Genomic DNA, 23,377 nt, shown 5'->3' with positions numbered 1-23,377 from the left:
GTGCCTCCAGGGGGTTGCGTCCATGGGGCTGCGCTTATTTCAATCAGCCATATGACTAGTCGTCAGATATCGAAGAAGCAAGACCCGGGCCCGGGCGACCTGCCGCCGACCGCCTGGGCGGTGCTCGGTCTGCTCTCCTTCCCGGGTGAGCGAACCGGCTACGAACTGAAGAAGTGGGCGGACGCCTCACTGCGCTTCTTCTACTGGTCGCCCGCCATCAGCCAGATCTACGCGGAGCTCCGGCGCCTCGAATCCCTCGGTTACGCGGCGTCCCGGCGCTCGGGCCCCGAAGAGCCGCGCACCAAACGGCAGTACGCGATCACCGAAGCGGGCCGGGCAGCGCTTGCCGAGTGGGCGGACAGTGCCGGGGACGTGGGCCCGCCGGTGCTCAAGCATCCGCTGGTGCTGCGCGTATGGCTGGGTCACCTGGCGGACCCGGAGCGCCTACGGGAGCGCGTGGAGGACCACATCGCCCGTACGCGGGGCGAGTTGAAGGAGGTACGGGACGCTCTGGCGCGGGCGGGGGGTGTCGCCGACTGGGCACATCCTCAGGTGGCACTGCGCTGGAGCGAGCGGCAGCACCTGGCCGAGCTGGAACTGGCGGAGGCGATGCTGGCCGATCTGGACGGGCTGGGGACGCTGGGCCCGCCGGGGACGCCTTCGCCGAGGAGGCCGCCGGGGACGCCTTCGCCGGGGAGGCCGCCGCTGGGGACGCCTCCGCCGGGGACGCCGCCGCGTCAAGGCGCCGGGGGTCCGCTCACGCAAGGGTGACGCGGCTCGCGCCGGCCCGGCCCGGGCCCGAGCGGAGCGGTCCGCTTCCGCGTGCGAGCGGGGTTCCCTCGGGGAAGAGGGCCGTTAGGCTGCCCGGGAGCCGCCGTCGACGGAAGCGAGATTGCCTTGAGTTTCCTCACCATTGGTCATCGTGGGGTCATGGGTGTCGAGCCGGAGAACACCCTCCGTTCCTTCGTCCGTGCCGAGCAGGCCGGCATGGACGCGATCGAACTGGATCTGCATCTGAGCAAGGACGGCGCGCTCGTGATCATGCACGACGCGGAGGTGGACCGTACGACCGACGGCAGGGGCGCGATCGCCGACCTGACCCTCGCGGAACTGCGGGGACTGGACGCCGGGCAGGGCGAACGCGTTCCCCTCTTCGAGGAGGTCCTCGACGCCGTGAAGTCCCCGCTCCAGGCGGAGATCAAGGACGTGGCAGCGGCGCGGGCGCTCGCCGAGGTCATGCACCGGCGGGATCTGGCCGGGCGCGTGGAGGTGTCGTCGTTCCACGACGAGGCGGTCGCCGAGATCGCGTCGCTGGTACCGGGCGTACGCACCGCGCTGATCGCCAGCCGCTGGGGCGGCGATGTGGTGGACCGCGCCAAGGCCGTGGGCGCCGCGACGCTCGCGCTGAACATCCGGAGGCTGACGCTGGAGACGGTGGAGCGTGCGCACAGGGAGGGTCTCGCGGTCATCGGCTGGGTGGTGAATACGCAGGACCATCTGCGGCTGGTGCGGGCGCTGGAGCTGGACGGTGCGACCACGGACTACCCGGAGATTCGGCGTACGGGGCGGTTCACGGCGTAGAGGCGGCTCCGGGCGTGGGCGGGTGCGGGTTGCTGCGGCGCGGTGCCCCTACCCGCCCAGCGTCTTGACCAGCAGCTCGAACTCGAGGTCGTCCCGCTGCGGCAAGCCGAACCGCTCGTCGCCGTACGGGAACGGGGTCATCCGCCCCGTCCGCCGGTATCCGCGCCGCTCGTACCAGGCGATGAGTTCGTCACGTACCGAGATCACCGTCATGTACATCTCACCCACGCCCCACGCCTCACGCACCGTCCGCTCCGCCTCCGCGATGATCACCCTCCCCAAGCCGCCGCCCTGCAGGCCCGGCGCGACGGCGAACATGCCGAAGTAGGCGGCCTCACCCCGGTGTTCGAGCTGGCAGCAGGCGACCACCACGCCGTCCCGCTCGACGGTCAGCAGTCGGCTGTCGGGCGACTTGATCACATCGAGGACGCCCTCGGGATCCGTCCGCTGCCCTTCGAGGATGTCGGCCTCCGTCGTCCACCCCGAACGGCTGGAGTCCCCGCGGTACGCCGACTCTATGAGCGCGACCAGCACGTCGACATCGGCTTCCGTCGCGTCGCGGAAAGTGAGCTCTGCGTCGGCCGGGCGCGAGGTGGTGTCCATGGGAGGCGCTCTCCAGATCTGTACGGCGGAGGTCGGGCGACCTGAGCCTAACGCCCGCTAAGGTCCGGATGCATGGTGCATGTACTGAGCAGCAGGACACTCCTCCGCCCCACGGACCCCGAGCGCTCCCGCGCGTTCTATGGCGAGGCGCTGGGTCTCGCCGTCTACCGCGAGTTCGGTACGGGCCCCGAGCGCGGCACCGTGTACTTCCTCGGCGGCGGCTTCCTAGAGGTCTCGGGACGTTCCGATACGCCGCCCTCCCCCGCCCTCCAGCTGTGGCTCCAGGTCGCCGACGCGACAGCGGCGTACGAGGAACTGTCGGGGCACGGCGTCGAGGTGCTGCGGCCGCCGGTGAAGGAGCCCTGGGGGCTGGTCGAGATGTGGATCGCCGATCCGGACGGTTGCAAAATCGTAATCGTAGAAGTCCCAGCGGATCACCCTCTTCGCTACCGGCCGTGACGTGAGGCTCCGCAGGCGACACCGCTCGCTACGCCTTAGCGTCGAACCATGGACTTCAGCATCACGACTGAGGAGGAGGCGCTCCTCCTGCGGCTCCGCGAGCACCTTCAGGCCGGCAACATGCCGCACGAGGACGAGCTGACCGCAGAGCTGGGCGACGAAGTACGGCAGCAGCTCCACGGCCTAGCGGGCAAGGGGTTGATCGTCCTGCGGCAGTTGCCCGGGAGCACGGTCTACGTCGAAGCGTTGACCCCTTTGACGGAGTCAGCGCTTGCGAATCGACGGGACGTCGGGGACGAGTAGAGATCTTTAAGGGTGCGGGTTACGTGAGGTCGTGACGGCTGTCGTGAGCCGCGCTATGCCGGAGAAATGAGGTATCCCGATGGCGGAGGGCTGACCGGAAGAACCGCAGGTGGGAGCCCCGCCGTCTCCGGCTCCGCCTCTTCTCCGCCGCCGCCCAGATCGTCACGACCGCCCGCCGCCCAGCGTACGGCCCCCTGACCATGCCCGACCCCAAACCAGGCAGGACACCGGCCAAAGCCGCTCCAACCAGCCGCGTGGGTAGGCGCGCCGCTCACGAGGCTTGGGAAGAGCAGGTCAGCTCACCAGCGCTGGACGCGCGATTACCCGTGCCCGGTCGTACAAGTCGCGGGCAGTCGCGTTCTTTAGGTGAGGGCGCAGGAGGCTGAACATCGTCTTCACACGCTCATCGGCCCGACCGGACTGGACCATGGGGTAGTCGTCGAGGGCCTGGCGCCAGGTGGCGCAAGCCGCTTCCAAATGGCCAATCTCCAGTTGCCGCTCAGCCAGCGTTGCCCTGTGCCGCACCCGAGCACGGCGATAGACGCTGAAGCGCACCTTGTCCGATTCCTGCATGGCTTCGATGGCGCCGGACACGTCGCCCAGCTCGTAACGAACCTGGCTGATGTGGTAGTTGAGAGCCGCCGGGTCGTAAGAGCCGAATGCTTTGCCGCGCGACTCGGCACGGTCCATGGCGGCTTCCGCCTCACGGATGTATCGCAAGGCACTTGTACGGTCGCCGGTCTGTGCGGCTGTGTGCGCTTGCTGCCCGGCGAGGAAGGCCCGCATCCGAGGGCCAGCTTTCGGTGAGGCGGCAGCAGCGGCGTTGGCCAGCTCCATTGCCTTGGTCCCGTGGTGTAGGTCGACGGCCTGGACGCTCATGCCGCGCAGGGTGGTGCAGTACGTCAGATGATCCTCGGCCGCGCCTGCCAGTTGCAGGGCGTTGACGTAATAGCGCTGTGCAAGGCCGTGCAGACCTTCGTCCACGGCCATATAGCCAGTCAGGTACAACAGGTCTGAGGCAGCGGACAGCATCGCTTGCCGTACCTCCTCCGACGCGTCGGCGCGCAGGTATGAAGCCACGGTGTTGACCATGAACGAGGCGGCCATGGGACGCGCGTGACGACCGCCGAACTGGTCGTCGAGATCCGAGACTCGTTCGGTCATGGCGATGACCATGTCTACTTCGTTCATGCCGATACGCCCGGTGCGGCCGGATTGCACAGCTTCCGCACGCCCGATTACGTCCGGCCAACCGGGGATCGTGAGCGCCACGGAGAACAGTCCGGCTCCGAGAACGCCGCGGCGGGACGGGTCCATGTCTTGCCTCCCCAGGTCGATCACCCCTTCCACGGTATCCGTGGCTGCGGGGGAGTGATCGCGGGGAAGAGGCAAGCCCGCCTCGGCGTGGGTCACAGGCCGGCCGAGGTGGCGGGAGAGGGCTTCGAGGATGCACGCCCGCACGGCACTGCGAGGAACAGTGCCGCCGAGCCAGTGACTCACCGCCGACTCGTCGTAGCGCAACGGCGTGCCGGTCTCAGTGCCGACGCGGTTCACGGCACGAGCGAATTGGCGATGTGTCCAGCGGCTTTCAGCAAGCAGGCGGCCGAGTGCCGTGTTTGGTTCGCGCTTCGCCATGACGGTCAACTCCCCGTGCTCTTGCGAACTTTCAAGGCTTTCAAGTCCCGACGCTGCTGCAACGGTACCGCTCTGCGTGGCCAGGCGGTTGCGTAGGGGCAGGAGCGAACGGCGAGTTCTTCGCCGCAGGAATCGTCTGAGGGAGTGAGGCATGAGGAGCGAAGCGCGGGCCCTGCTGGCCCAGATGACCGAGGAAAGCGGCACGAGTGGAGTGCTGAGGCTCGAAACGCACGAGGGCGCAGATCTCCCGCCTGGGTCCACGGAGTATCCGCCATGCCAGTGCCTTGGCGTGGACCTACAGACCGGCTTGATCGACTACGCACACCGAGTACGGTCCGGGCTCGACATCCGCGCCGGCGACATGCGAACGGTTCGGCTCCACCGACGCATGGACGCCGTGACCTGCCTCGGCAACTCTCTCTCGTACGTGCATGACAACGACGACATCAGCAAAGTCTTCGGTACCTTCGCCGCACACGCACGGCCCGGAGCGCTCCTGGTGCTTTGCTCGCCTGTATCGCCCATCACCCGCCCTGAGCCGACCAGCGCCGTTGTCGGCACTCCGGACGGACCCGCGCGGGTCACCATCGGCTATGAGTGGGACCTACGAACACAGATCAACACAATGCACAGACGCTGGGTGCTCCCCTCTGGTGACGAGGCCGAGGACGAGATCCGGCGGCGCGTGCTGTTTCCGCGCGAACTGGAGAGCTACGCATTGGCCGCGGGGTTCGAGGTCGTGGAAATGATTGACGAGTGCGAGACCGGACTCACGGGGCCGATCGCGCACACCGTGGCCCGATACATCTGTTGATCCGACCCCCGGTAGAGGCGGACGGACGCCGTCGGCCTCAGGTAGTTAGCCTCGCCGTTTCGGTTGGATACAGCGGCTGGCAGGGCCGAAACGCGAAAGTGCCTTCCTGACCTGGGACGATGAACCTTGCTGAGGGGTTCTGTCGGTCCAGGCGGAGGGCACTTTCCACGTGCAGGGTATCGGGTTGCGCCCCAAGGTCCATGTCAGTGCCGATGGTTCGGGGGTGGTCGGTCATGCCGGGGCACGGTTGCTGGCGGATCTTGCTGATGCCACCGGGCTGAGCGCCGCGTACTCCGCCGCACTCAGGCAGCTTCGGCCGCGCGGGACAGGACATGATCCGGGACGGATCGCCGCCGACCTGGCGGTGATGCTCGCCGACGGCGGCGAGGCCATCGCGGATCTGGCCGTACTGCGGGACCAGGCAGGGGTGTTCGGCCCCGTCGCCTCGACACCAACCGCCTGGCGGCTGCTCGCCGACGTTGACGAGAAGGCACTGGCGTCGCTGCGCTCGGCCCGTGCCTGAGCCCGGCAAGTCGCCTGGCTGCAGGCCGCCGAGCACGGTGAGGACATCCCCGCAGTCCGGGCCGCGGCACGCGTTCTGCCCGGTCTGGTCCTGGACCTCGACGCCACCTGCCGGGGGCACATCGCACAACACGCTGACCTGGGGTTTCCTCCCAGGGAGGCGTTCTATTCGGCCTCGGACTCCTCGTCCGGGGCCGTTTGCGTGAGCGGTGCGTGAGCGGACGGGTCGCCAGGCTCCGATATTTGATCGGATTCCACAGCACGGTCCGGCACAGGCTTCGCGCTGGACTCGTCGGCCTCGTCAGGCTCCGGCTCGGCTTCGGGCTCGACCCGCGGCCGGGTCGACCTGGCCCGGATCGAGCGGCACTGGGAGGACATCCTGCGGATCATCGGCTCCATCCACACCGGAGCCGTCCGCGCCTACGACGTGATCCGGATGCTGTCCCGCGACGCACGCCCCACCCCGCTCGGGGATGCGATCGCGCACTACGGGCGGATCGCGAAGACCCTGCACATCCTGCGTCTGGCCGAGGAGCCCGGCTACCGCCGCCAGATCAAGGTGCAGGCCACTCCGGGAGGGTCGCCACTCCCTCGCCCGGAAGATCTTCCACGGCCGCTCGGGACAGCTCTACCAGCGCTACCAGGACGGCATGGAGGACCAGATCGGCGCCGGGGTCTCGGAGTCCGGCACCGCCAGCCGCTTCGCCCAGGCCGGGACCGCCGGGCCCTCGTAGCCGCGGTCCCGGCACCAGCCGAGCCAGGACAGCACTGCCGCCCGGCGGGAGTTCCAGGTGTTCACTGCCGCAGTGCCCCACAGCAGTTCCAGAGCCTCACCGATCTCGTCGTCCGCCACCATCGCCAGCGGCCGGCCTCACCGAGCCGCTCGGCGGTCTTGCCCAAGAGCCATCCCTGCCGAGACAGGGATGGACTTGACACAGAAGCCTGAATTCACAGTCGAGTTGGTCTGGAGATCCGGGTGTGTACGCATCGCAGTCGTCGAAGTGCCGGCGGAGCATCCCCTCCGCTACCGGCCGTGACCAGCGGCTAGGCTGAGTCGACCTGAAGCTGACTGAAACTCCAGTCAAGGCCTGAGGCACAGCGGGTCCGGGGAATGGATAAGGAGTGGATGAGTCGACATGGCGTCCGACCGTCAAGTATTGATCATGGAAGCGGCCGTACGTGTCATTGCCCGCAGCGGGGTGCGGGGACTGCGTGTCGAGCAGCTGGCCGCGGAGGCGGGGGTGTCCACGGCGCTGATCTATTACCACTTCAAGGACCGCTCCGGGCTCATCCGCCGGACTCTCGAATTCGTCAGCGACCGGGCCGTCGCCTACACCGACGAGGCGATCGCTCGTGCTGATGATGCGCGCGGCGAGCTGGAACAGATGCTGCTGACGGAGCTCCAGGACACCCCCGGGGTACGGGAGAACAGCACCGCCTGGGGTGAACTCCGCGCCAGCGCGGTCTTCGAGAGCGACGATCTGCGGGATGCTCTGGCGCGGTCCACCCGGTCCTGGGTGAACGATGTCGCCGAGGCGATCAGGGCGGCGCGGCCCGATGCAAACGCGGAGGACGCGGCGGAGCGGCTCACCGCGCTCGTCGAAGGGCTCAGCGAGCGCTGGCTGAGCGGCTCCTTGGCGCTGGAGCGTGCGCGCGAGCTGCTGCGCGGAGCGATCGCGATTGAACTCGACGCGGGGTAGGCGTACGGGCCCGGGGGTCTGGGGCTTGCCCCCCCACGCGGTAGGGGAATCAGCGCCGCAGGCGCCCCGCCCCCACACCCGGACCCGCACGCTCCCCCTGCACACCCCCCGCGTACACCCACGCGCCCGTATACGACCCCCCGCCCCTGGGCATCGCATCGACGGGACGACACCGTCGAACGGGGAGGTACGCCGTGCACGGACAGGCGTTGTCCGGCTGGCTGCTCGTCGCGCTGTGCTCGGCGACCGGCGCGTACTGCGTTCTGCGCATGCGCACCGGCATGAAGGAACACCGCAAAGATGCGGGCAGCGATGCCCTGATGGGATTCGGCATGGCGGCCATGGCCGTGCCCGCAGCGGTGGTCGCCCCGCCGTTGCTGTACGCCGCCGTCTTCGGCGGCGCCGGCCTGCGCGCCCTGTGGCAGGCGCGCGGGAGTACGCACCATCTGCACCATCTCGTCGGCTCGCTGGCGATGGTCTACATGGCCCTGGTCATGGCACCGGGCACTGGTCACACGCCCGGATACGCCCCCGGCGGTGTACCCCTCCTGACCGGGGCGCTGCTCCTTTACTACGCGACGTACGTGCTGCGCTCCGGCGCCCGGCTCATGCCCATGCACGTGTCCACCGCGGCTGCAGGAACCGGCGGCCGGGCGCCCGCCTGGGGTGCCCGGCCCGAGCTGGCGATGGCCTGCCGGCTCTCCATGGGCATCGCCATGATCGCCATGCTGGTCACCCTCTGAGGCGCCCCGCGAAACCGTGGCCTGCGTCACTTGACGCACTCAGGTCCTACCCCGGAGTAGCCCCGTACTCATAGGCTGGATCCCATGACGGTCCCCTTCGCACTTCTGCTGCTCGGTGTCGTCGCCGCCGTCGCCGCCCCGCGGCTGATGTCGCGGGCCGACTGGCGGGAGCGCGAACCCGTGGTGGCTCTGTGGGTGTGGCAGTGCATGGTGGCCGGTGTCCTGCTGTGCCTCGGTCTGTCGATGACGTTCAGCGCGGCCGCCGCCTGGCAGGCCGTACGGGGCCATATGTTCGCGCCCGCCCCGCACGGTGTGGTCGAGGCGTACGCCCTTGCCGCCTACGGGCCCTGGTCCGCCGTCATCGCGGTGCTCCTCGCGTGCGGCGGTGCGTGGACGGCGGTGATGCTGACCCGGGAGATCCGCAGGGCGAGCGTACGGCGCAAGGTGCGGCGCGCGGAGCTGCTCGTACGCTCTCCGCTGCTGCCCGGCGAGGAGCCCGGCAGCGACCGGCTCGTGGTCCTTGAGGGCGAGCGGCCCGACGCCTGGTGGCTGCCCGGCGCCGCGCCCCAACTGGTCGTCACCACGGCGGCGTTGCGCCGCCTGAAGGGCCGTCAGCTCGATGCCGTGCTCGCTCACGAGCAGGGTCACGCGCGCGCCAGGCACGACTGGCTGCTGAACTGCGCGTCCGCTCTGGCGATCGGTTTTCCGCAGGTACGGGTGTTCGCGGCGTTCCGCGACGAGATGCACCGGCTGGTGGAGCTGGCCGCTGACGACGTGGCCTCGCGGCGCTTCGGGCGGCTGACGATCGCCCTGGCCCTGGTCGAACTCAACGAGGACCGCGGCGTGTTCGGCCCGTGCCCGACGCCCGGCGCCGAGCTGCCGCAGCGCGTGCACCGGCTGCTGACCCCCGTGCCGCGGCTCGCCGCGGGCCACCGGCTGGGGCTGACGGCCGCGGCCGCGCTCGTGCCGGCCGTGCCGCTGCTGGTCGCGTTCGTTCCGGGGCTCAACGCTCTCGGATAGCCCTGCACAACGTGCTTGGGTGACGCGCCGGGGCGGTTGCGCGCGCCGCCCGTGGGCGAGGATCTTCCCATGCGCTCCCCCCACCCCGCCCTCCCGGCCCTCGTCCTCACCGGAATCGTCTGCACAGTCCTCTCCGTTGCGCTCCTGGTGCTCGTCGCCGTCGAGTGGGCCCCGCTGATGTCGCTCGACCGCTCGGTCGCGGACGGGCTGCACAGCTCGGCCGTCGTCCACCCCGACGTCACGCAGACCAACCGGGTGCTGACCGACTGGGTGTGGGACCCATGGGCGATGCGCGCGCTGGTGGCCGTAGCCGTGGTCTGGCTGCTGTGGCGGCGTGAATGGCTTCTCGCGATCTGGGCCGCGGTGACGAGTGCGCTCGGCTCGCTCGTACTGCACAGCCTCAAGGCCGCGGTGGACCGCGACCGCCCGCGGTGGCCCGACCCCCTCGACTCCGCGTACTCCGCCGCCTGGCCGTCCGGTCACGCGATGACGGCCGTCGTCACGTTCGGGATCCTGCTGTGGCTGCTCGCTCTGCGGGGCGCGGACCCACGCCTGCGCACCGCCGTGCTGGTGGTGGGGGTGGTGTCCTGCGTCGGTGTCGGTTTCACCCGGATCTATCTGGGCGTGCACTGGGCGTCCGACGTGCTGGGTGGCTGGCTGCTCGGAGCGGCGCTCGTCGCCGTCATGGCACTGGCATACGGTCGCCTCGTCTCCTCCCGGGAAGGAACCCCCGAATGACAGTCAAGGGCGCACTCTTCGACTTCTCCGGCACACTGCTGCGGATCGAACCGACCGAGGTGTGGCTGCGAGCCGTCCTCGACGAGGTGGGAATCGACGTAACGGCCGACGACTTCGCCTTGTACGTGCGGCAGTTGGAGGCAGCGGGCGCACTGCCGGGCGGGGCGCCCCCGCAGCAAATTCCGTCGCGTCTGGCCGATCTGTGGGCCACGCGCGACCAGAGTACGGAGCGCCATCGCGCGGCGTACACGGGCCTCGCGCGCCAGGTCGCCCTCCCGGACGAGCGCCTTTACGACGCCCTGTACGACCGGCACATGACGCCGGCCGCCTGGCATCCGTACCCCGACGCCGCCGAGGTCCTCGGTGAACTGCGGCGGCGCGGTGTCGGGGTGGCGGTGGTCAGCAATATCGGCTGGGATCTGAGGCCGGTGTTCCGTGCGCACGGGCTCGACACGTGGGTGGATGCGTACGTCCTGTCGTACGAGCACGGCATCCAGAAGCCCGATCCGCGTCTTTTCCGCGCCGCATGCGAGGCTCTCGGCCACGACCCGAAGGACGTGCTGATGGTCGGCGACGACCGGCGTGCGGACGGCGGTGCGGCGGAACTGGGCTGTGCGGTGCACTTCGTGGACCATCTGCCGGCCGGAGAAAGGCCGTCCGGTCTGCGTCCGGTGCTCGAACTCGTCGGATGAGTGGATGAGTCGGCTGACCAGGGTGGGGGGGCGGACTCGTAAAAGAGCCGCCCGTATCCGGCGGTCCCCCGCGCCGCCGGATACAGACGGCAAGCCCACGCAACAGGACCCCGTAAGGGACCCTGCGTGGTACGACTGAGTATATTGGCTGAGGGCCAGTCAACGCAGGAGTTACAGCATGTCCCCGCGCAGCGCATCGGTCAATGAAGAGTTGCGTCGGCGTTCCCGGGAGCGGCTGTTGCAGGCGACCGTGGAGCTGGTCGGCGAGCGCGGTTACGAGGCCGCGACCCTCGGGGACATCGCGGACCGGGCCGGTTCGGCGCGTGGTCTCGTCTCGTACTACTTCCCGGGCAAGCGGCAGTTGCTGCAGTCGGCCGTCCACCGGCTGATGCACCGGACGCTCGAATCGGCCCTGGAGCGGGAGCCGCGCAGCGAGGACGGCCGCGAGCTGCTGGCCCGGGCCATCGACGCCATTCTGGGGCTGGCGAGCGAGCACCCGCTGCTGATGCGCACGCACATGGCGGGCATTCTCCAGGCCGAGGGATTCGTCCAGTGCCCGGAGCAGCGGCGGCTCGCCGAGCTGCTGCGGAACACGGTCGTCCGGTACGGATCACAGGACGTGGACGTCGATTACCCGCTGCTGCGCGCCCTGTTGATGGGCGCGGTGTTCGCCGTACTGCTGCCGGGGGCGCCGATGCCGCTGACGAGTCTGCGGGCCGAGCTGTTCCAGCGGTACGGGCTGGACTGGGAGCTCGGCGTGCCGCCGGACGGGGATCCGCCCGGCGGCACGCGTGCGTACGGGGTCGATCAGCGGCGGTAGTCGGGCTGGGTCTGCACGTTGAGCTCGTGCAGCCGGACCTTCTTGGCGCCGTCCGTGCGCTTGTCGTTGAGCTTCAGGACGTCGAAGCCCTTGGCCATGTCGTTCGAGTAGATGTAGCCGTTGTAGTAGTACGCCGACCAGGAACCGGCGGTCACCGAGGTGTCCGCGCTGACCGGACCGCGCTCGAAGAAGGCGATCTCCTCGGGCTTGGACGAGTCGGTGAAGTCCCAGACGGACACGCCGCCCTGGTACCAGGCCTGGACCATGATGTCCTTGCCCTTGACCGGAATCAGCGAGCCGTTGTGGGCGACGCAGTTCTCGGTGTCCGCCTGGTGGCGGTCGATCTTGAAGTAGCTCCTGAAGACCAGCTTGCGGCTGTCGCCCTTGCCGGTGATGTCGTAGATGCCGTCGGCGCCGCGGTTCGGGCCGGTGGCTTCGTTGCAGGTGGCGCCGACGCCGCCGCCGAGCTCGTCGGTGAAGACGACCTTGTTGGCCTTCTGGTTGAAGGTCGCCGAGTGCCAGAACGCGAAGTTGACGTTGTCCTGGACGCGGTCGATGACCTTCGGCTCCTCCGGGTCCTCGATGTCGAAGAGGATGCCGTCACCCATGCACGCACCGGCGGCCAGGTCCTTCGAGGGCAGCACGGTGATGTCGTGGCAGCCGGTCGTCTTGGAGACGCCCGGGTTGGTGGGCGCGCCCGGGTTTCCGCCGTCCGGGAAGAGCACGGGGAAGCCCACGATCGCGGACTTCTCCGGAGCACTCCGCGGCACCTTGATGACGGAGATTCCGTCGTGCGGCGGCTTGCAGTCGGGGAAGCTGTCGCTGGGCGAGTACGACGAGACGTAGACGTAGACGTTACGGCGCTCCGGCACCAGGGTGTGCGTGTGCGAGCCGCAGGCGGTCTCGACAGCGGCGACGTACTTCGGGTTGCTCTTGTCGCTGATGTCGAAGATCTTCATGCCCTCCCAGGAGGACTTCTCCGTCGCGGGCTGCGAGGTGCTGGCGCAGGAGTTGTCGTTGCGCGAGGAGTCCGTGGAGAGGAAGAGCAGGTTTCCGGAGACGGAGATGTCGTTCTGGGCACCGGGACACAGAACCTGGGAGACCGTCCTGGGGGCCTTCGGGTTGCTGATGTCGAAGATCCGGAAGCCGTCGTAATTGCCGGAGAAGGCGTACTTGCCCTGGAAGGCCAGGTCCGAGTTGGTGCCCTTGATCGCGTCCTTGGGGACGTTCACGAGGTGCTCGATGTTCTTGCTGTGGGCTATCTCGTCGACGCCGGGTATCTCGCCGCTCTCGATGGCGGCCTTGGCCTCGGCCTGCTGTGCGGTGGAGACGCCCTGCTTTTTGGCGGGCGAGTCTCCCGGGTCGGGGATCGCGGCCGCGGGTCCGGCCGTCAGCAGCGTAGCGAAGAGCCCGGCCGCGGCTGCCGCCACGCCGAGATGTCTGCGCCGCACGCGGGTGATGTGCAACGAGGTCACTGCGTCCTCCCTTGTATCCGTTCGTAGTTGAACGGTTCATACACCCCGGCAGTATCGTCGTTTGCATGCACATCTCAACAGATGGCAACTAAGACGTAATGAAAGTTTTTGATCAGTGGCGTGCGTGAGCGTGCTAAGAACTGTCATCAACCAGCCCATCTGCCTCAGGAGGTCGCCGTGTTGAACCGCCGAAAGCCAACGCGCGTCCGCAGACTCGCACTTGTGGCGGCGTCGGCCGTCTTCGCCGTGACCGGGCTCGGCGCGTGTTCCGCGGACGAGGACGCCCCCGAGGCGAAGGCGGGCAGCGAGCCTTCGGTGGTGGCGCCGGGCAAGCCGGGCGAGCCCGCGAAGACCATGTCGGCCGAGGAAGCCGCGAAATCCCTCCCCGACGACACGCCCAACAGTGCGGACTTCTCGTATGCGCACATGATGATCACGCATCACGCGCAGGCGCTCGTGATGACGGAACTCGCACCGAAGCAGGCCGAGTCGGCGAAGGTGAAGCGGCTCGCCGAGCGGATCACAGCAGCCCAGCGGCCGGAGATCGACGCCATGCGGGGCTGGCTCGACAACAACGGCGGCAAGAAGCGCAAGGGCGGCCACGACCACGGCGCGATGCCCGGGATGGCCACGGAGAAGCAGCTCGCGCAGTTGCGCGAGGCGAAGGGCGAGGAATTCGACCAGCTCTTCCTCAAGCTGATGATCACTCACCACGAGGGGGCGGTCGGCATGGCCACCGAAGTCCTCTCACAGGGGAACAACGTCCAGGTCGAGGAGATGGCGACCGACGTGCTCGCCCAGCAGACCGCCGAGATCGGCAGGATGCGCGACATGGCGTGAAAGGGCCCGTCGCTCAGCGGTGACCCGCCGGACGGCGCTGCCGCCCGGCCAGGAACCTTGATCCGGTCCGCGACTGGTCCATAATGGTCATTAGCCCCTAAAAGTTACTTTCAAGTACATCGGAAAGGTACCCCGGACAGCCCGGGGTCCCTACGGCACGCACGCAGAGCATCTCCCGCTATGCCACCCACCAATGCCATGCTGGAGTCACCTTGCGGGAAGGAGCACCCGCCGTGCTTCGCGTCGCTGTAATCGGCTCGGGCCCCAGTGGGGTCTACGCCGCTCAGGCCCTGGTGCAGCAGGAGACGGTGCCCGACGTACGGGTGCACGTGCTCGACCGGCTGCCCTGTCCGTACGGACTGGTGCGCTACGGCGTCGCACCGGACCACGAGAAGATCAAGTCGCTGCAGAACAATCTGCGCACCGTGCTCGAACACGACCGGATCACCTTCGTCGGCAACGCGGAGGTGGGCTCGGCCGGGCTCACCACGGCGCGACTCCTGGAGCTCTACCACGCGGTGGTGTACTGCGTCGGGGCAGCGACCGACCGCAGGCTCGGCATTCCGGGCGAGGAACTGCCGGGCAGCTTCTCCGCGACCTCCTTCGTCTCCTGGTACAGCGCGCATCCCGACGCGGCCGCGAACGGCTTCGCGCTGGCCGCCCGGTCTGCCGTTGTCATCGGGGTGGGCAATGTGGCGGTCGACGTGGCCCGCATCCTGGCGCGCGGCGCGAACGAGCTGCTGCCCACCGATGTGCCGCAGCCCGCGCTCGACGTGCTGGCCGGCAGCCGGCTGCGCGATGTGCACATGGTGGGCCGGCGCGGCCCTTCGCAGGCGAAGTTCACCACCAAGGAGCTGCGGGAACTCGGCGCGCTGCCGGACGCCTCGGTGGTGGTACGGCCCGACGAACTCGCCCTCGATCCGGCTTACGTGGACCCTGCGGTGTCCGCGGCCCTGCCCGCTGTGAACCGGCGCAATGTCGAGGTGGTGAGGGCCTGGGCGACGAGCCCCGCGCAGCAGCGCTCACGCGTCATCCACCTGCGGTTCTTCCTCCGGCCCGTGGAGGTGCTCGAGGAGGACGGGCGGGCAGCCGGGGTGCGGTTCGAGCGGACCCTGCCGGACGGTACGGGTGGGGTGAGCGGCACGGGAACGTACGAGGACATCGAGGCTCAGCTGGTGCTCAGGTCGGTCGGCTACCGCGGCAGGCCGCTCCCCGGCCTCCCCTTCGACCCGGCACGCGGCACGGTGCCGAACGCGGCGGGCCGCGTCCTGCGCGACGGGGCGCCGTCGCCCGGGGAGTACGTCGCGGGCTGGATCAAGCGGGGCCCGACAGGCGTCATCGGCACGAACCGCCCCTGCGCCAAGGAGACGGTGGCCTCACTGCTGGCGGACGCCCCCGAGCTCGCCCGCAGGCAGCTCCCGGACGACCCGCTGGCCGTACTGCGGGAGTCGGGACTGCGCCTGGTCGAGTGGAAGGACTGGAAGTCGATCGAGGCGGCAGAGGCGGCGCTGGGGCTCTCGCTGGGCCGGGGGCCGGTGAAGCTCCACGAGTGGGCGGATCTGCTGGCCGCGGCGCACCGGGCGGCGGGTCGAGGGCCTGATGGCTGAGGGGCTGGGGGACTGACAACCGGAGGGGGCGACCCCACGAGGCCGGTCGCGGGCGGGGCTATGTGCGGCTGACGGTCGAGGTGGCTTCATTGGGCCGCACGGCCCCCCGCCGGGCAGGGGGCCGTGCGGCCCCTTGGTCCGGGCAGCCGGGGCGCAGCTGACATGCCTGGGCCCTGGCGTCGGCCTCGCCGGGCCGGGCCCGATGGACGGACCTTGGCGCGGGGCTCCGGCCTCGGCCGCCCTGGGCGCCTGTGCGCGTCCGATGGACAAGCCAGGGTGCGGGTCACCCGACGTCGACGTCTGACCCCGGGGCCGGATTCCGCTGCCCACACCAGCCCTCGACGCCGAACCGGCCTGTTCCGGGCCGGTAGTTGCGTAGTGCAGGGGTTGCGCGGAGGGGGCGGCCGGGGGGTTTGAGCAGAGCGGCGGGGCGTGGACAAGGGTTTTCCCCGTATCGGCTTCATCTCGTCTTTCCCTACTGTCTGTCCACCGGCGATCTTCGATTCCGTCGAAGCCGGTAACACCCCTCTGCCCCTGCCCTGACCCGGCCGGGGCGTGCTTCAGGCGTGCGGCGGCCGGTGGCGCCTCACATCAGCCATCGGCCCCGCGTCGCAGCGCCTGCTCAGCTCCGCTCACGAAGTGCGCCAACTGCCGCTCCGGCCTGCCCGGTTCCGGCTCTCGAAAGGGAACACCTTGCACGCTTCCAGACGAAGACTCATATCCGTCGTAGCGGCCTCCGCCACCCTGCTCGGGGCCGCCGCCACCTCCTCCGTCGCCCTTGCACAGCCCGCCGCTCCGGCGGCTGCGGCAGCATCCCCGGCCCCCACCGCACCGATCGAGAACCTGATCGTCGGGTACAAATCGTCGGCCTCCGAGGCGCGTTCCAACAACGCGGCATCGGACGACGCCGAGGCAAAGGGCCGCAAAGCAGGCGAATCGGTGGAGTTCGAGCGTCGGCTGGGGACCGGCGCCGCGCTGGTCGACCTGGGCGGCAAGCTCGCGCCGGCCGATGCCGCCGACGTGATGGCGCAGTTCCGCGCGGACCCGGATGTGGCGTACGTCGAGCCGGACGCCAGGGCTTACGCGATGGCGGACCCGAACGACACCGACTACGCCAAGCAGTGGGACCTGTTCGAGGCCACGGCCGGTATGAACGTCCCCGGCGCCTGGGCCACCACGACCGGCACCGGCGTGACCGTGGCCGTGATCGACACCGGCTACGTGGCCCACTCCGACCTGGCCGCCAACGTCGTGGCCGGCTACGACTTCATCACCAGCTCCACCGCCGCCCGTGACGGCAACGGACGCGACAACAACGCGGCCGACCAGGGCGACTGGAGCGCTGCGGGCGAGTGCGGCACCGGTTCCACGGCGTCCAACTCCTCCTGGCACGGCACGCACGTCGCGGGCACGATCGCCGCGGCGACCGGCAACGCGAAGGGTGTCGCCGGTATCGCGTACGGCGCCAAGATCCAGCCGGTACGTGTGCTGGGCAAGTGCGGCGGCGCCACCTCCGACATCGTGGACGCCATCACCTGGGCGTCCGGCGGCTCGGTCCCCGGTGTCCCGGCGAACGCGACGCCCGCCAAGGTGATCAACATGAGCCTCGGCGGTTCGGGCGCCTGCGGCAGCACCTACCAGAACGCGATCAACGCGGCCGTCGGCCGGGGCACCACCGTCGTGGTGGCCGCGGGCAACAGCAACTCGAACGCGAGCGGCTTCTCGCCGGCCAGCTGCAACAACGTGATCAACGTCGCGGCGAGCAGCCGCAGCGGTGACCGTGCGTTCTACTCGAACTACGGCACCATCATCGACATCGCCGCCCCCGGTGGCGAGACCCGCCGGGCGACCGACACCCCCGGCACGATCACCACGCCGGAGAACGGCATCCTCTCGACGCTGAACACCGGCACCACCACCCCGTCGGCCGAGAACTACAAGCCCTACCAGGGCACCAGCATGGCCGCCCCGCACGTCGCCGGCCTCGCCGCGCTGATGAAGGCGGCGAAGACCACGCTGACCCCGGCCGAGATCGAGTCGGCCATCAAGGCCAACGCCCGCCCGCTGGCCGGTACATGCACCGGTGGCTGCGGCGCCGGCCTCGCGGACGCGGCCAAGACGGTCCAGGCCGTGACCGGCGGTACGCCGACCGGGCCCACGTTCCAGAACACGGCCGACGTCTCCATCCCCGACAACGGCGCCGCCGTCACGTCGTCGATCACGGTCAGCGGTGTGACCGGCAACGCCCCGGCCGCCCTCAAGGTCGCCGTCGACATCAAGCACCCCTACCGCGGTGACCTCGTCGTCGACCTGGTCGCTCCCGACGGCACCACCAAGCGCCTGCAGAGCTCCTCCAACGACAGCGCCGACAACATCATCACCACGTACACCGTCGACGGCTCCGCCCTGGCCGCGAACGGCACCTGGAAGCTCCGGGTGCAGGACGTGGCGAGCGCCGACACCGGCTTCATCGACTCCTGGGGTCTCACCTTCTGACCACGCTGACCAGGCGATAAGTCCGGACCAAGCACCACCACGGACCTGCCGACGCCCTGCGCGTCGGCAGGTCCGACGGCTTTTTCACGCCAGGACTGACGCCTGCGTCACACTCCTGTCCTGTTCCGCGAACGACCTCGTATTCTCGCGCTCACAGGAAAGGCACAGGGACGGGGACCGAGAGGCTGGTGGCTGTGCGTGGCGGCGACGGCGAACGCTGACGCGCCCGTCGGGCGCGGTGAGCTCATCGCACTCCTCGACCGCGCGCTCGGCGCCGACGGCCGGGCCGTCCTCACCGGTACGGCAGGCGTCGGCAAGAGCGCGGTGGCGGCGGCTGTCGCGGCGCTGGCCGAATCGCGCGGGGATTCCGTACTGCTGCTGACCCCCGAAGAGGCCGACCGATGGATACCCGGGGCCTGTGCCGCCGCTCTGCTCGCTTCGGTGCCGCGCACGGCCCTGGACTCGCTGTCCGGACCTCAGCGGCTGGCGATCGCGATGTTCCGGCGTGAGACCGACGCTCCGGACGACGGCTGGGACCGGATCGCACTGCGGCTCGCGATCGTGGAGGTGCTGCGCGCACTCGCCGCGGTTGATCCGGTGCTACTGGTCGTGGACAACGCCCAATGGCTCGACGGAGAAAGCGTCGATCTGCTTCGTTTCGCCCTGCGGCTCACCCCTCCCCAGGTCCGCATCCTCGTGGCCGAAAGCGTCCAGGGCGGCGCACCGTTGGCGGAAGCCCTGTGCGGACCCGGCGCGCGGACCGTACTGGTGCCGCCGCTGGACGCCGACGAAGTGGCCGAGCTGCTCGTACGGCACAGCCTGCCGTCCCGGCTCGCGGGCCGGATCCACCGGGCCAGCGGCGGCAACCCCCGGCTGGCCCTGGCCCTCGGGCGGTCGCTTGCCGAGGCGCGCGAGCCCGTCCACCACGCCGACACGCTCCCGGTGTCGGGACAGGCCCGCGAGGTCGCCCGGCGGCTGCTGGCCGAGGCGTCCGCCCCGGTACACGGCACTCTGCTGCTGGCGGCGCTCGCCGCCCGGCCGACGACGGCGCTGCTCCGCCGGGCCGGCAGACCGGCGGCCGAGGCCGAGCTGGCCGCCGCCGAGGAGGCCGGCCTGGTGACCGTCGAAGAGGACGGTGCGGTGGCCTTCACCGCCGGGGCGCTGCCCACGGTTCTGGCGGCGGATGCGGGCTGGACGGATCGCGCCGCGGGCCACGCCGCGCTGGCGGGCGCGGTCGACGATCCGGTGGAGGCGGTACGCCACCGGGCGCTGGCCGTGGACACCCCCGACGCGGAGCTGGCCACCGAGGTCGCCGACGCGGCGGCGGCCTGCCGGCGCCGGGGCAAGCGCGCCCTGGCGGCCGAACTAGGGCTGCTGGCCGCCGAACGCACCCCGCTGGACCGGCCGGCCGCCGAGCTGGCCCGGCTGGTCGACGCCGCCGAGGACGGCGGCTGCGCGGGACGCGCCGATCTGGCCCGCCGCGCCGCCAGGGCGGTCCTGGCCCGTGACTCCTCTCCGGCCGACCGGGTACGCGCCCGGCTGGCCGTGATCGACTCCGCCGGGCAGGCGCTGGCCGACCTCGACGAGACCTTCGCGCACGCGATGGCCGACGCCGCCGGTGATCCCGCGCTGCTGGCGTTGGTCCAGCTGCGGGTGGCGTGGAAGCTCAACCTGTGCGACGGGGACCCCGTACGCTCCTGCGCCGCCGCGGCCGAAGCGGGCGCCCTGGCGGCCGTGGGCGGCGATCACGTGGCCGAGGCGATGGCGCTGACCGTGCGCGCCCGGATGGGGCGCATCCTGGGCGACCCGGCGGCCGAGGGGATCCTGGCCGAGGCGCTTGCTCTGCCCGCGCCCGAGGTACCGCTGGGGATGCGGAACGCCCCGCAGTACCTGGCGGTGCGCCACGCGCTCTTCGACGACCGCCTCGCCGACGCCAGGGCGCAACTGCTCGTGCTGCTGCCGGCGGTGGAACGTACCGGTTCCGCCGAGGACGTCTTCGAAGTCCTGCGGAGCCTCGCCGAGGTCGAGTTGCGCCGCGGCAGGTGCGCCGCGGCGCTCGCCCACGCGCGCCGCTCCGTGGAGCTGACGATCGAGGCGGGCCTGTCACCCGGGCCCGCGTGGTACATCGCGGCCATGGCCGAAGCCATGGGCGGCAGCTTCGTCCGGGCCGCCGGTTACGCGCGGCGGGGAGTGCAGGCCTCGGAGGAGGAACAGGACCAGGTGTTCCTGTCCCGCAGCCTGTACGCGCTGGGGCTGGTGGAACTGGTCACGGGCGAAACCACGAAGGCGGTCGCCACCCTGCGCCGGGTGGCCGATTCGGAGGCCGCCCAGCAGGTCGTCGACCCTTCGGTGCTGCGCTGGCACGGAGAGCTGGCCGAGGCGCTGGTGGCGGCGGACGCGCCCGACGAGGCGGCGGCGCTGATCGACGGTGTCCGTGAGGTCGCGGTCGGTCTGGGCCGGTCCGGGGTGGTCGCCGCCCTCGACCGCGCGTACGCGCTGGGCCTGGCCGCCGGTGGCGACGCCGGCGCGGCGGTCCGTCTCCTGGAGGACACCTCGGCGCGTTTCGCCGAACTGGAACTGCCCGTGGAACGCGGCCGGACCCTGCTCGCCCTGGCCCGCGTCGAACGGCGCCGCCGCAGGCGGGCCCCCGCGCGCACCGCTCTGCAGAGCGCTGCCGAAGTGTTCACCCAGGCGGGCGCGAGGCCGTGGGCGGAGCTGGCCTGCGAAGCTCCGGCCCGGCCGGACAACGGCTACGGGCGTGAGGGGGCGCCCGTACTCACCGAGGCGGAGATGCGGTTGGCGGTGCTGGTCGGTGAGGGGGCGAGCAACCAGGAGGCGGCGGCGAAGCTGTTCCTCAGCGTCAAAACGGTGGAGGCCAGACTGACCCGTATCTACCAGAAACTGGACGTACGCTCCCGAGCCCAGCTGGCCACCGCACTGCGCGGAAGGTGACGCCCGGGACCCCCGGGGAGCCCGTTCAGGGGACCACGGCCGGAGAAGTGCCGGACTTCACGATCATGCGTGGTGCGCCGCCGCCGTCCGCCGGGACCGACCAGAGGTCGGCGCCGAAGTCGCCGGGCAGGGCGTAGAGGAGGGTGCGGCCGTTCAGCCACAGGGCCTGGTCGTCGACGCTTCTGCGCTCCGCGAGCGTGGTCTCACGACCGGTGCGCAGATCCAGGACGTACAGCCGCCAGGGCGTACTGGCGGATGCGCCGGGGACGCGTTTCTTGAAGGCGACACGAGTGCCGTCCGGGGACAGGGACGGGCATTCCACGTTCTCGCGCAGGGTCCGCAGGGTGCGCCGCCCCAGGTCGCCCTCGACGAGGTACGTACGGCCACGGGTGGCGAGGGTCGCGTAGAAACGGTTGTCGTCGGCGGCGAAAGTGACGCCCCAGAAGTTGTGGTCGGCGGCGCGGTGGCGGCGCCCGTCCTTGATCACGGCGAACTTCTCCAGGTCGGGCCGGAGGGTGCCGGTGCGGCTGTCGTAGACGGCGGTACGAGTGGAGAAGGCGCTGCCCGCGTACGAGTCCCCGCTGACGAAGACCGTCCACGCCACCAGTCGTCCGCTCGGCGATACGCGGGCGCGGGTGGGCATCCCGGGCACCGGGAACGTACGGACGGGCCGCAACCGCGCGTCCAGCAGCACGGCTTCGTGACCGGGGATCACCCCACCGGTGGCGCGGAGGCAGATGCCTGTACCGGCGGCCGCGTGGAAGCGCAGGCAGTCGCGGGGCGCGGAGGTACGGGGGCCGGCCGGGGTCGTCAGCGGGACGGAGGAGACGTGATCGCGTTGCGGGCCCCAGGCCAGGTTGCGGAAGAGGAGCCGCTGCGACTGACGCAACGTCACCTCACCGGCCTGGGCAGCTGGTTCGCCCGGTCTGGCCCGCTCGCGTTCGGCGGCGCGGTCGGCGGCCCGCAGGGTGACGACGGCCGCGACCACGACCAGGACGGCGGTGACGAGCACGAGGACGAGCAGCCGAGCCCTGATGCTCATGAGGGACTCCGTCGGTGGAGGTGGAGGTCGCGGTGGGGGCGGAGGGCGGACAGGACGGTGACCGCTGCCAGCGCGACGGCCAGACCGGCGACGCCCACGGTCAGGGCGTCTTCCGGCCCGAAGTACATCCAGCCGGCGCCGAAGAGCAGGGAGCCCGCGAAGCGGGCGAGAGCTTGCGCTGTCTGGACGAGGGCGAGGCCGCTCGCCCTCAGGTCCGTGGGCAGCAACGGACCGGCGGCGGCCATCAGTACGCCGTCGGTGGCCGCGTAGAACGCGCCGAGCAGTACGAGTACGCCTCCGGCCACCACCGCCCCGCCGCCCCAGGGCGCGAGCAGCAGCACGTACGCGATGAGCAGCGCTCCATGCCCCGCGAGGAAGACCTGTCGGCGGCCGATCCGGTCGGCCAGATGCCCCAGCGGCACAGCCAGCAGCAGGAATCCGGCGGCGGCACCGACGGGCAGCAGTGGGAAGTACGGGGCGGGCAGGTCGAGGCGGCGCTGCAGCAGCAGATAGAGGAACGAGTCGCTGACGGTGACCACGCCGAGCAGCGCGGCGATCAGACACAGCCGGGGCAGGCCCGAAGTGCGTGCCAGGGAACGCAGGGCACCCGGACGGTGCCTCTTCTTGTCAGCGACTTTGTCCCCGTTCTTGTCCGCGCCCTTCCCCCGGCCCGTAATGGCGGACGGCTCCCGTACGAACAGGACGAGCAGCAGCACGCCGAGTGCGGCGGCGCAGAAGCTGACCACGAACACGGCGTCGTAGCCGTCCCGAGCGGCCCACAGCACGGCGAAGGCGGCGAGCGGGCCGAGCAGCGCTCCGGCCGTGTCCATCGCCCGGTGCACCCCGAAGGCGCGGCCCTGCTCCTCGGGCGGGCAGGACAGGGAGATGAGCGCGTCGCGCGGGGCGGTGCGAAGCCCCTTGCCGGTGCGGTCGGCGGCGAGGACCGCACCGACCGCCCACGGCGTCGTGGCCGCGAGCAGGGCGAGTTTGCATGCGGCGGACACGGCATATCCGGCGCCCGCGACAAGCTTGCGGCGTTGGGCGCGGTCTGCGACATGGCCACCGGCCAGCCGGGACAGGGCACTTGCGCCCTGGTAGAGGCCGTCGAGGGCGCCGAAGGCGAGCGGGGACATGCCGAGACCGACCACGAGATACAGCGGCAGTACGGCGGTGACCATCTCGGCGGAGACATCCGTGACCAGGCTGACCGCGCCGAGGGCGATGACATTGCCGGCGACCGCGCGGCGGGTTCTGGTACCGCGCGGCGGGCGCGGCCGGGTGCGGCGTACGCCCGCCGTGGTGTCGGCGGCCCGGCTTGCCGACAGGTACACGGGT

General features: G+C 70.5%; 20 protein-coding genes and 3 pseudogenes. 17 read left to right on the top strand and 6 right to left on the bottom strand.

Annotation, left to right across the window (positions count from 1 at the left end):
- Window positions 1–51 precede the first annotated feature (51 nt).
- The gene (locus J7I98_RS21580) at window positions 52–771 is read left to right on the top strand and encodes a PadR family transcriptional regulator (RefSeq protein WP_214922760.1); all 720 of its coding nucleotides are present in this window, start codon (window positions 52–54) and stop codon (window positions 769–771) included.
- 126 nt (window positions 772–897) lie between these two features.
- On the top strand, window positions 898–1,581 hold the full coding sequence (locus J7I98_RS21575) for a glycerophosphodiester phosphodiesterase family protein (protein WP_214922758.1): 684 nt from the start codon (window positions 898–900) through the stop codon (window positions 1,579–1,581).
- A 48-nt stretch (window positions 1,582–1,629) separates the two neighbouring features.
- Here J7I98_RS21575 and J7I98_RS21570 read toward each other — a convergent pair whose 3' ends face one another.
- Complete coding sequence (locus J7I98_RS21570) at window positions 1,630–2,184, bottom strand: GNAT family N-acetyltransferase (RefSeq protein WP_214922756.1); 555 nt, start codon at window positions 2,182–2,184, stop codon at window positions 1,630–1,632.
- Between the two features lie 72 nt (window positions 2,185–2,256).
- Between J7I98_RS21570 and J7I98_RS21565 the strand changes: the two genes are divergently transcribed.
- Entirely contained in the window at window positions 2,257–2,643 is a 387-nt protein-coding gene (locus tag J7I98_RS21565; protein ID WP_214922754.1) for a VOC family protein, read from the top strand.
- A gap of 48 nt (window positions 2,644–2,691) precedes the next feature.
- On the top strand, window positions 2,692–2,946 hold the full coding sequence (locus tag J7I98_RS21560) for a hypothetical protein (protein ID WP_214922752.1): 255 nt from the start codon (window positions 2,692–2,694) through the stop codon (window positions 2,944–2,946).
- A gap of 294 nt (window positions 2,947–3,240) precedes the next feature.
- On the opposite strand, the gene J7I98_RS21555 is transcribed toward J7I98_RS21560, so the two are convergent.
- Window positions 3,241–4,581, bottom strand: a complete 1,341-nt coding sequence (locus tag J7I98_RS21555) for a tetratricopeptide repeat protein (protein WP_251020961.1) — start codon at window positions 4,579–4,581, stop codon at window positions 3,241–3,243.
- A 388-nt stretch (window positions 4,582–4,969) separates the two neighbouring features.
- On the opposite strand from J7I98_RS21555, the gene J7I98_RS21550 reads away from it, so the two are divergent.
- From J7I98_RS21550 to J7I98_RS21540, 3 genes and pseudogenes are all read left to right on the top strand, one after another.
- On the top strand, window positions 4,970–5,395 hold the full coding sequence (locus J7I98_RS21550) for a hypothetical protein (protein ID WP_251020960.1): 426 nt from the start codon (window positions 4,970–4,972) through the stop codon (window positions 5,393–5,395).
- A gap of 139 nt (window positions 5,396–5,534) precedes the next feature.
- Window positions 5,535–6,026: pseudogene (locus J7I98_RS21545) on the top strand (transposase); the annotation flags it as partial.
- 219 nt (window positions 6,027–6,245) lie between these two features.
- Window positions 6,246–6,588 (top strand): annotated as a pseudogene (locus J7I98_RS21540) (Tn3 family transposase); the annotation flags it as partial.
- On the opposite strand, the pseudogene J7I98_RS21535 reads toward J7I98_RS21540, so the two are convergent.
- A pseudogene (locus tag J7I98_RS21535) lies at window positions 6,585–6,820 on the bottom strand (site-specific integrase); the annotation flags it as partial. The pseudogenes J7I98_RS21540 and J7I98_RS21535 overlap by 4 nt on opposite strands.
- 233 nt (window positions 6,821–7,053) lie before the next feature.
- Between J7I98_RS21535 and J7I98_RS21530 the strand changes: the two are divergent.
- From J7I98_RS21530 to J7I98_RS21505, 6 genes are all read left to right on the top strand, one after another.
- Complete coding sequence (locus J7I98_RS21530; RefSeq protein WP_251020959.1) at window positions 7,054–7,617, top strand: TetR/AcrR family transcriptional regulator; 564 nt, start codon at window positions 7,054–7,056, stop codon at window positions 7,615–7,617.
- 194 nt (window positions 7,618–7,811) lie between these two features.
- Window positions 7,812–8,360 (top strand): DUF5134 domain-containing protein, encoded by a 549-nt coding sequence (locus tag J7I98_RS21525; protein WP_214922748.1) that lies wholly within the window; start codon window positions 7,812–7,814, stop codon window positions 8,358–8,360.
- Between the two features lie 84 nt (window positions 8,361–8,444).
- On the top strand, window positions 8,445–9,380 hold the full coding sequence (locus J7I98_RS21520) for a M56 family metallopeptidase (RefSeq protein ID WP_214922746.1): 936 nt from the start codon (window positions 8,445–8,447) through the stop codon (window positions 9,378–9,380).
- Window positions 9,381–9,449: 69 nt separating this feature from the next.
- Window positions 9,450–10,118, top strand: a complete 669-nt coding sequence (locus tag J7I98_RS21515) for a phosphatase PAP2 family protein (RefSeq protein WP_214922745.1) — start codon at window positions 9,450–9,452, stop codon at window positions 10,116–10,118.
- Window positions 10,115–10,810, top strand: a complete 696-nt coding sequence (locus J7I98_RS21510) for an HAD family hydrolase (RefSeq protein WP_214922743.1) — start codon at window positions 10,115–10,117, stop codon at window positions 10,808–10,810. The genes J7I98_RS21515 and J7I98_RS21510 overlap by 4 nt, the downstream gene beginning before the upstream one ends.
- Window positions 10,811–10,988: 178 nt before the next feature.
- Entirely contained in the window at window positions 10,989–11,630 is a 642-nt protein-coding gene (locus J7I98_RS21505; RefSeq protein ID WP_214922741.1) for a TetR/AcrR family transcriptional regulator, read from the top strand.
- On the opposite strand, the gene J7I98_RS21500 is transcribed toward J7I98_RS21505, so the two are convergent.
- Window positions 11,618–13,105 carry an LVIVD repeat-containing protein gene (locus tag J7I98_RS21500; protein WP_214922739.1) on the bottom strand — a complete coding sequence of 496 codons (1,488 nt, stop codon included), beginning with the start codon at window positions 13,103–13,105 and terminating at the stop codon, window positions 11,618–11,620. The genes J7I98_RS21505 and J7I98_RS21500 overlap by 13 nt on opposite strands.
- Window positions 13,106–13,282: 177 nt before the next feature.
- Here J7I98_RS21500 and J7I98_RS21495 point away from each other — a divergent pair, with 177 nt between their 5' ends.
- From J7I98_RS21495 to J7I98_RS21480, 4 genes are all read left to right on the top strand, one after another.
- Window positions 13,283–13,945, top strand: coding sequence for a DUF305 domain-containing protein (locus J7I98_RS21495; RefSeq protein WP_308377880.1), 663 nt, complete (start codon window positions 13,283–13,285; stop codon window positions 13,943–13,945).
- Between the two features lie 233 nt (window positions 13,946–14,178).
- Complete coding sequence (locus J7I98_RS21490) at window positions 14,179–15,552, top strand: FAD-dependent oxidoreductase (RefSeq protein ID WP_214922737.1); 1,374 nt, start codon at window positions 14,179–14,181, stop codon at window positions 15,550–15,552.
- A 693-nt stretch (window positions 15,553–16,245) separates the two neighbouring features.
- Complete coding sequence (locus J7I98_RS21485) at window positions 16,246–18,048, top strand: S8 family serine peptidase (RefSeq protein WP_214922735.1); 1,803 nt, start codon at window positions 16,246–16,248, stop codon at window positions 18,046–18,048.
- 198 nt (window positions 18,049–18,246) lie between these two features.
- A complete protein-coding gene (locus J7I98_RS21480) occupies window positions 18,247–21,000 on the top strand; it encodes a LuxR family transcriptional regulator (protein WP_214922732.1) in 2,754 nt (917 codons plus the stop codon).
- A 25-nt stretch (window positions 21,001–21,025) separates the two neighbouring features.
- Here the strand turns inward: J7I98_RS21480 and J7I98_RS21475 are convergent, their stop codons facing one another.
- Both J7I98_RS21475 and J7I98_RS21470 read right to left on the bottom strand, forming a co-directional pair.
- Window positions 21,026–22,042 (bottom strand): TolB-like translocation protein, encoded by a 1,017-nt coding sequence (locus J7I98_RS21475; RefSeq protein WP_214922730.1) that lies wholly within the window; start codon window positions 22,040–22,042, stop codon window positions 21,026–21,028.
- Window positions 22,039–23,373 carry an MFS transporter gene (locus J7I98_RS21470; RefSeq protein ID WP_214922728.1) on the bottom strand — a complete coding sequence of 445 codons (1,335 nt, stop codon included), beginning with the start codon at window positions 23,371–23,373 and terminating at the stop codon, window positions 22,039–22,041. The genes J7I98_RS21475 and J7I98_RS21470 overlap by 4 nt, the downstream gene beginning before the upstream one ends.
- Window positions 23,374–23,377: the final 4 nt, after the last annotated feature.

The organism is Streptomyces sp. ISL-98, from assembly GCF_018614055.1.
Taxonomy (GTDB): Bacteria; Actinomycetota; Actinomycetes; order Streptomycetales; family Streptomycetaceae; genus Streptomyces; species Streptomyces spiramyceticus.
Note: the sequence above shows the minus strand (reverse complement) of the source record. Positions and strands in the feature narration are given on the sequence as shown.